The 4,770-nt window shown below is 66.2% G+C and carries 3 protein-coding genes and 1 pseudogene; 2 read left to right on the top strand and 2 right to left on the bottom strand.

Going from position 1 to position 4,770, the window contains the following annotated elements; translation table 11 throughout:
- The first annotated feature begins 357 nt into the window (after positions 1-357).
- Positions 358-1,206, top strand: coding sequence for an oxidoreductase (locus DKT69_RS34770; protein WP_109805614.1), 849 nt, complete (start codon positions 358-360; stop codon positions 1,204-1,206).
- A complete protein-coding gene (locus DKT69_RS34765) occupies positions 1,206-1,922 on the top strand; it encodes a TetR/AcrR family transcriptional regulator (RefSeq protein ID WP_201750007.1) in 717 nt (238 codons plus the stop codon). The genes DKT69_RS34770 and DKT69_RS34765 overlap by 1 nt, the downstream gene beginning before the upstream one ends.
- Before the next feature lie 84 nt (positions 1,923-2,006).
- Here the strand turns inward: DKT69_RS34765 and DKT69_RS34760 are convergent.
- Together DKT69_RS34760 and DKT69_RS34755 are read right to left on the bottom strand one after the other, a co-directional pair.
- A pseudogene (locus tag DKT69_RS34760) lies at positions 2,007-2,657 on the bottom strand (Tn3 family transposase); the annotation flags it as partial.
- A gap of 65 nt (positions 2,658-2,722) precedes the next feature.
- A complete protein-coding gene (locus DKT69_RS34755; RefSeq protein WP_109805615.1) occupies positions 2,723-3,412 on the bottom strand; it encodes an IS6 family transposase in 690 nt (229 codons plus the stop codon).
- Positions 3,413-4,770 lie beyond the last annotated feature (1,358 nt).

Here is a 4,770-nt window from a genome sequence, read left to right as displayed (position 1 = left end):
AGGACCTGGCGAGGCAGCAGGTACACCAACGACGCGCTCATGACCACGAGCATGACGGCTGCACCGGGCTCAAGCCCGCACAGAACCGCACTTCAGACGGTCGAACCGGGTATTCGAGCCCCACAGGGTCGAGCGGGGTCCGGCGGCCAATTGTCGATCTTGCTCGCGCAAAGGGTCGTTTGTGAGTGGGCTGCGCGCATCCAGTCTTTGCTCTCGCTCGGAGAGGATCGCCACGGGGCGGTCGGCGGAGCCGTGAGTGACGCCATAGTCTACGCAACGATGATAAAAATCGACGTTGTGTAGAGTTAGAGGTGAGGGAGCAACCCAGCCCCTCGCGGGTCTCCTCTGGAGGAGCAAATGCAAAAGCAGAACTGGCTCATCACCGGCGTCAGCACGGGCCTCGGCCGTGCCTTCGCCCAGGCTGCCCTGGCCGCCGGGCACACCGTCGTTGGAACGGTCCGTTCCGAGGAGGACCTGCGGGTCTTCGAAGGGCTGAAACCCGGGTACGCGCACGGCCGCATCCTGGATGTGACTGACGGCGACGCCGTGTCGAGTGTGGTCGTGGAGGTAGAGCAGAGCGTCGGTCCTTTGGATGTCGTCGTCGCCAACGCCGGCTACGGCCTGGAGGGCACCTTCGAGGAAACCCCGCTGGCCGAGGTGCGGCGGCAGTTCGAGGTCAACGTATTCGGGGCAGTGGCCACCCTGCAGGCAGCACTGCCCCACATGCGCCAGCGCCGCCGCGGACACCTGATGGCCGTCACTTCCATGGGCGGGCTCATGGCCGTGCCCGGCATGTCCGCCTACTGCGGCAGCAAGTTCGCCCTGGAAGGCATCCTGGAAGCACTGGGCAAGGAGGTCGCACAGTTTGGGATCCACGTGACGGCGATCGAGCCCGGCTCCTTCCGCACCGACTGGGCCGGACGGTCCATGACGCGCGCTGCGCAGTCCATCGATGACTACGACGAGCTGTTCGCCCCTATCCGTGAAGCGCGGCAGAAGGCCAGCGGGAATCAGCTGGGTAATCCGGCCAAGGCTGGGGACGCCGTCGTGCACATCACGTCGGTCGACCAGCCGCCGGCCCACCTCGTCCTTGGCTCGGATGCGCTGCGACTGGTCACTGCCGCGCGCACGGCTGTGGACGAGGACATCCGCGCATGGGAGCCCCTCTCCCGTACGACCGACTTTGCCGAGGGTGCTCAGCTCTGATGCCCAGCCACCACTCTGCGCGGAGCCGGCGCGCCACCGAACGCAAGGGCGATGTCCGGGAGCGGGCCATTCTGGACACCTGCGAGGCTCTGCTGGTGCAAAAGGGCTACGACGCCATGACTGTCGGCGACATAGCTCAGGGCGCTGGCATCACGCGCGGCGCCCTGTATTTCTACTTCGGCTCCAAGCAAGAAGTGGTCACGGCACTCGTGGCCCGGACCGTTGAGCATCTGTGGGAGCGGTCCCGGGCCACTGCAGAGACCGACGAGCCGCGCCAGGCCATCGCAGCAGCCATGCAGCGCACGGTTGAGCTGTGGGATGAGCACGGTCTGGTCATGCGCACGGCGATCGACCTGTCGTTGACCGTGCCGGAGATCGGCGAGCTGTGGAGCCACACGGCTGACTTGTTCATCACGGCCATCACCGCTGTCCTGGAACGAGCCGGCGTTCAGGCCGGCACCGAACCAGAACAAGCGTCAGCGATGGCACGCGCCCTGTGCTGGATGATCGAGCGGACCTTCTACCACGCCTCGCAGGAATCCCGCGAGAAGTTGCAAAAGGCATCTTCGACCTGCGAACACATCTGGCTGACCAGCGCCGGGTCTCGCCACCTGAATGAGGCATCTGGCGTGGAAGTGAAGGCGCAGACCTGCTGGCGCCGGCACATCCCAGCCCAAGATCAATCTCATCGAGAGCCGCCGTACGACCGTTCCTGATGGCTGAAACAGACGGATCGCCGATGGCGCCCTCGCCCCGGTCAACGATCCAGCCGTCCGCCGACGACGCCGGGGCAGGCGTCTTCAGGATGCAGACCCTGTCGCACCTTCAGCCGCCGATCGGGCGGTTTCCGCCTCGGGCGGGGTTCGGGGGCCGGGAAGCGTGGCCGCCACCGCGGCGGCGAGGTCGAGGTGGGAGTTCATGTCCAGCTCGAACCGGCCGTAGGGGTTCACGTGAGTCCAGAACAGCGGGGACAGGGCCCGCCTGTCGGCGTCGGTGAGCCGTCTCTGCCACTTCTCCTCGCTCAGGATGTCCTGGAGGAGCAGGGTGTTGACGTGCACCAGCGCGGACTGGAGCAGGTGCAGGGCGAGCATCGAGACCTCCTGGGACTCCTTGTCGGAGCCGGTCAGGTCGCCGTCCTTGCCGTAGAACAGATCGTGGTTGGCGGAGTTCCAGTTCTCCACGACCTGGAGCCCGTCATTGATCTCGCGTCGCAGTTTCGCGTCGGCGAGGTAGTCGCAGATGAACGCCGTGCGTACCGCGCGGCCCAGTTCCTCGATTGCCCGGTACGTCGGATGCTTGGGCCCGCCGCGGGTGAAGCGCCGCAGGACCTGCTCGGCCTCGGCGGTGCCCAGGCGTAGGGCGGCGGTGTACTTCACGATCTGGTCGTACTGCTGGCGGATCAGGTCCCAGTCGATCGTCTTGGTCGACAGCACCGGCGCCAGGTTCGGCCACTTCTCGTCCGGCGCCGTTGCGTTGTGGGATCAACGGACGCGGTGAACCGGCGTCGGGTCCGCGGTCAGATCGCCAGGGCGAGGGCGGCGAACGCCGCAGGCACCCGCGTTGCCGGCGGGGAGTCGACGGCGAGTTCGTAGTGTCCGCGGCGCAGGTTCTGCATGAAGGCGTGTCCGGCGATGATCACTTGTGCTGTCTGCTCGGTTCGTAGCCCGCGCATCGGTCTCAACCGGTGTTTCAGCTGGCTGTGATCGGCTTCTATCGGGTTGTTGGCGTACTGCTCGACGTGGTGCCACGCGGACGGGATCAGCTCGTCGAGGACGCCGGGATAGACCGCGGCGGCGTCGGTGACCACCTCTGTGGGCTTGACCTTCAACGCTGACAGCGCCCGTCGGAAGAACCGCCGGGCGGCTTCGGCGTCCCGGCGGGTCGAGACGAGCACGTCGATGACTTGCCCGTACTGGTCGACCGCCCGGTACACGTACCGCCACACCCCGTTGACTTTGACGTACGTCTCATCAACGTGCCACCGGTCGCCTGGTGAGTGTCGGCAGAAGCGGGCGGCGTCAGCCAGCAGTGGGGTGAACCGCTGCACCCATCGGTAGACGGTGACGTGGTCGACTTCCACGCCGCGCTCGACGAGGAGTTCTTCAACGTCGCGGTAGGACAGGTTGAACCGCAGGTACCAGCGGACCGCGACGACGATCACCTCCGGTGGGAACCGGAACCCGGCGAACGCCGACTTCGGAGGCAGCCACGGGCGAGGACGGCTCGACGACTTCACAGTCCAAGTCTGTCTCGATCTTGCCAACGCTCAACGCAACGGACCCGCCGCGCGTGCGGCGTACGACAAGCGCGCTGCCGCGGAACAGGCCCAGGCCGAACGCGAGGCAGCCCAACGAGACGCCATCGCCCAGGATGTCCTCGCAGGCCGCCGTTGACACCACCGCTCCATCTACTGGAGCCCCCTCAAGATCACACCCAACGCGGCCTTGATGTCCCAGAAACTGCCGCACGCAAATGAGCGCGCTCCCCAAGCGATGAGCAAGTCAGTCGACTGGATAAAGGCAGACGTATCCCGAAGCCTCATGGGAACTGACGATGATCAAATGCACGCTCATCGGCAGATCCGTGCGCTCACGCTCCGCCGACCTGCCGCTAGGCCCTAGACCCCCTGTCGCACATCAAGCGGTCGGGGCAACGGCGGGTGGCAGCGGTGGGCGCGGCTGGGCAGTCCTGGGCACTCGTGGCTAACCGCCGGCAGGTACCGTTTCCTAAGACGATGCTCAATTCGTAGCAGCAGGCTGATTACCTGCTGCTTCACAACTCTTTTTCCTTTGTGCTGGTCGCAGTTGTATGTGGCTGCGCTCGCTTGCTGAAGATCAGCAGGAGCGGCTGCAGGCCTTGCACGCGCTCACCGCTTCTCGCGATGCCCATTCGCAGGGCCGCCTCGGCGTTTGGCGTTGACGGATGACGGCCCCGTCGCGATAGGAAGCCGTGGCCGCGCCGATGGGGTGGGCGGTCGACCTTGTTGTCGGGGACCCGGCGTGGGGCCTCGGTTCGCCGCTGCTGCAGGACGGCCGGCAGGCCCTCCCGTTGTACATGGCCACGACGTGGCCGTCGTCAGTACACCGGCACTCGCCCACGGCCTCTTCGATCATGGCGCGGCCGTCCATGGCTGAGTGTGGTGATCGTCGCCAGGCTGCCCCGCGCCCCAGGAACGCGGGCGGGAGCATGGCCGTCGCGGCGACGCCGACAAGAACCACGGCGATGGTGAAGCTTGCCTTCGCCCGTATTCGCCGGCGGTGACCTGCGGAGTGCCGCGTCGAGGGCGTGAGCACGGCCAACGCGGCCGGCCCGGGCGGGCCAGTCACCCTGGTGGCCGGCGGCCAGAAAATCTAGGCTGGAACGACTAGACATCTTATGCGGTGTGGCATATTGTTCTTCGAGTCGAGGGTAAAGATCCGTCAGGACGCAGACGGGCTGTCCGGCCGTGAGGTCACGACGGGCGGCGAGGAGCGGGAACGATCTTCACGGTTCCCCCCGAGAGGCAGTAGGAGCACGTCAGTCCCGACGTGATATGCGCCGGGGTGCAGGTGGGGCCAAGGGTTT

This window comes from Micromonospora sicca (assembly GCF_003172935.1).
GTDB classification, from domain to species: domain Bacteria; phylum Actinomycetota; class Actinomycetes; order Mycobacteriales; family Micromonosporaceae; genus Micromonospora; species Micromonospora sicca.
The sequence above is the reverse complement of the archived record's forward strand: the minus strand, read 5'-3'. Positions and strand labels throughout refer to the sequence as shown.

Bases quoted from the DNA above. Each gene is read 5' to 3' on its own strand.
- DKT69_RS34770 (WP_109805614.1), top strand. From the start codon at position 358: ATGCAAAAGCAGAACTGGCTCATCACCGGCGTCAGCACGGGCCTCGGC.
- DKT69_RS34765 (WP_201750007.1), top strand. From the start codon at position 1,206: ATGCCCAGCCACCACTCTGCGCGGAGCCGGCGCGCCACCGAACGCAAG.